Origin of the sequence: Burkholderia sp. HAN2018 (genome assembly GCF_024704855.1) — a bacterium.
Taxonomy (GTDB): Bacteria; Pseudomonadota; Gammaproteobacteria; order Burkholderiales; family Burkholderiaceae; genus Burkholderia; species Burkholderia cepacia.
Genome location: NZ_QOBB01000427.1, coordinates 1 through 2,821, shown reverse-complemented (window position 1 = coordinate 2,821; position 2,821 = coordinate 1). Strand labels below are relative to the sequence as shown.

Annotated in this window: 3 protein-coding genes; 2 read left to right on the top strand and 1 reads right to left on the bottom strand. The window is 68.6% G+C overall.

The annotated features are described in order from the left end of the window. Positions 1-608 (bottom strand): tRNA (adenosine(37)-N6)-threonylcarbamoyltransferase complex dimerization subunit type 1 TsaB (gene tsaB, locus DPV74_RS40515; RefSeq protein ID WP_119339225.1); only part of this gene is annotated, 608 nt, incomplete at its 3' end. Positions 609-755: 147 nt separating this feature from the next. Between tsaB and DPV74_RS40510 the strand changes: the two genes are divergently transcribed. Both DPV74_RS40510 and DPV74_RS40505 read left to right on the top strand, forming a co-directional pair. After that, positions 756-1,025 carry an acyl-CoA-binding protein gene (locus tag DPV74_RS40510; RefSeq protein WP_011352486.1) on the top strand — a complete coding sequence of 90 codons (270 nt, stop codon included), beginning with the start codon at positions 756-758 and terminating at the stop codon, positions 1,023-1,025. 370 nt (positions 1,026-1,395) lie between these two features. Then, a partial coding sequence (locus DPV74_RS40505) for a DEAD/DEAH box helicase (RefSeq protein WP_162923309.1) occupies positions 1,396-2,821 on the top strand: 1,426 nt, incomplete at its 3' end.

Here is a 2,821-nt window from a genome sequence, read left to right as displayed (position 1 = left end):
TGCGGCATCGCGTCGCCGTCGATCACGGCCGCGTGCGCCGCGGCCGGCAACTGCGCGCCGAACGCGGCAGCCGCGTTGCCCGCGAGCGTGAACGGCGTGTCGGGCACGCCGACCGCACCCGGCGCATCGAGCGAAGCCGGATGCAGCGTGAGCCAGTCGCCGGCGCTTTCGTCCCACGCGAAGTCCGCCCAGTAGGCTTCGTCCATCCGCGCATCCAGCGCGGCGAGGACGCGGGTCGTACCGGGGGCGCGCAGCCGCGCGTGCTCGGCGCACGCGAGCAGCGTGCCGATCGGCACGACCGGCAGCCCGCGCCCGAACGCGAGCCCCTGGGTGATGCCCGTCGCGGTGCGCAGGCCCGTGAACGAGCCGGGGCCCGCGCCGAACGCGATCGCGTCGCAATCGGCGAGCGTCAGCCCCGATTCGGCGAAGAGCGCCTGGATTGCCGGCAGCACGCGCGTGCTCGACACGGCGCCCGTCAGCTCGTGGCGGACCCAGGTTTGCGGGATGGAAACGGCGTCATCGGCGTGGGCCGAGCGCAGCAGCGCGACCGAGCAGTATTCGGTCGACGTATCGATGGCGAGGAGCACTGTTTGCGTCATGGGCGACATTGTAATGCGGCACCCCGCTCCCACGGGCGATCGGGCCCGATCCGTGCGCACGCGCACGCCCGGCGGCGGTTTGGAAGGATCGCTCGACCCCGCGCGGCAGTCCGCTTGTTAAGATCGCCCGACCTGAAACCCTTACGGAGACACCCGATGAGCGAACTCACCGCCCAATTCGACCAGGCCCAGATCGACGTCAAGCAACTGACGGAACGGCCGGGCAACCTGACCCTGCTGCGCCTGTACGCGCTCTTCAAGCAGGCGACCGACGGCGACGCCCATGGCGACAAGCCGGGCTTCACCGACATCGTCGGCAAATACAAGTACGACGCATGGGATGCGCTGAAGGGCACGTCGCAGGATGCGGCAAAGCAGCAGTACATCGAACTCGTCGAATCGCTGAAGAACGGCACGGCATCCTGACCGAATAGCCTTCGGCCGCCCCCGGTCGCAATAGGCAATCAAATCAGTGGCGCAGCGCAGCAAATCTCTTTATAATGCTGGCTGCGTCATCTCCGCGCTCGGCTCGCAAGCCGTTCCGGCCCGACGCCTCGTAGCGTTAAGCTCCAATCCGGTTTAGAACCTGTCCCCTCCTGCTTCGACCTTCGCGGTCGTCACTTATCAGGCTGGCGGCCCCGCTCCTGAAGCGCGCCGCACCCAAAACAGCTTCTAATGCCTCATCCGCCGACGGTTCGGCGGATTGCACCCGTTTCCCGATTTGCTCGCTGAATCCGACGACTTGGGTATGCGCGATTGGCGCCGACGTTTCACCCACTGTGTTTCAAGGATTGTTATGACTTCGAGCATCAACTCCAGCCCGCTCAACGCGATCGCCGACCAGGCGCTCGGTCTCGACGACGCCGCCGCACCGGCCGCGGTCGAACCGGCGTCGGACGAGCCGAGCTTCGCGTCGCTCGGGTTGTCGCCGGAGATCGTCTCCGCGCTGCAGGCCGCCGGCTATGTGAAGCCGACGCCGGTCCAGCAGCGCGCGATTCCGGCCGGCATCGCCGGCCGTGACCTGCTGGTCTCGAGCCCGACCGGTTCGGGCAAGACCGCTGCATTCATGCTGCCCGCGATCGAACGTTTCGCGCAGCTCCAGAAGGCACAGGCGCAGCAACCGCGCGCGCCGCGTGAACCGAACCAGGGCGACCGCCGTGCGCGCCGCCCGCAACCCGTCGCGCGCCCGGGCCTGCTCGTGCTGACGCCGACCCGCGAACTCGCGATGCAGGTCACCACCGCCGCGTCGACCTACGGCAAGCACCTGAAGCGCCTGCGCACGGTCAGCATCCTCGGCGGCGTCGCCTACGGCCAGCAGCTGATGCTGCTCGCGAAGAACCCCGAAATCCTGGTCGCCACGCCGGGCCGTCTGCTCGATCACCTCGAACGCGGCCGTATCGACCTGTCCGAGCTGAAGATGCTCGTGCTCGACGAAGCCGACCGCATGCTCGACATGGGCTTCATCGACGACATCGAAACGATCGTCGCCGCGACGCCCGCGACGCGCCAGACGATGCTGTTCTCGGCCACGCTCGACGGCAAGATCGGTTCGCTGACGAGCCGCCTGCTGAAGGATCCCGAGCGTATCGAGATCCAGCAGCGCCTCGAGTCGCGCGCGAACATCGCGCAGACCGTGCACTACGTGGACGACCGCGATCACAAGGATCGCCTGCTCGATCACCTGCTGCGCGACGACGCGCTCGACCAGGCGATCATCTTCACGGCGACCAAGATCGATGCCGACCAGCTCGCCGGCCGTCTCGCCGACGCAGGCTTCGAATCGGCCGCGCTGCACGGCGACCTGCCGCAGGGCGCGCGTAACCGCACGATCCGTGCGCTGCGCGAGCGTCGTGTGCGCGTGCTGGTCGCGACCGACGTCGCGGCGCGCGGCATCGACATCCCGGGCATCACGCACGTGTTCAACTACGACCTGCCGAAGTTCGCGGAAGACTACGTGCACCGTATCGGCCGTACGGGCCGTGCGGGCCGTTCGGGCACCGCGGTGAGCCTCGTGCACCACGCCGAACAGGGCGCGCTCAAGCGCATCGAACGCTTCGTGCGCTCGCCGCTGCCGGTCAACGTGATCGAAGGTTTCGAGCCGCGCAAGGCACCCCCGCGCAACGGCGGCACCGGCGGCCGCGGCCGTCCGGGCGGCGGTAACGGCGGCGGTCGACGTTTCGGCGGCAAGCCGGGCGGCGGTCATGGCGGCAACGGCCGCAGCT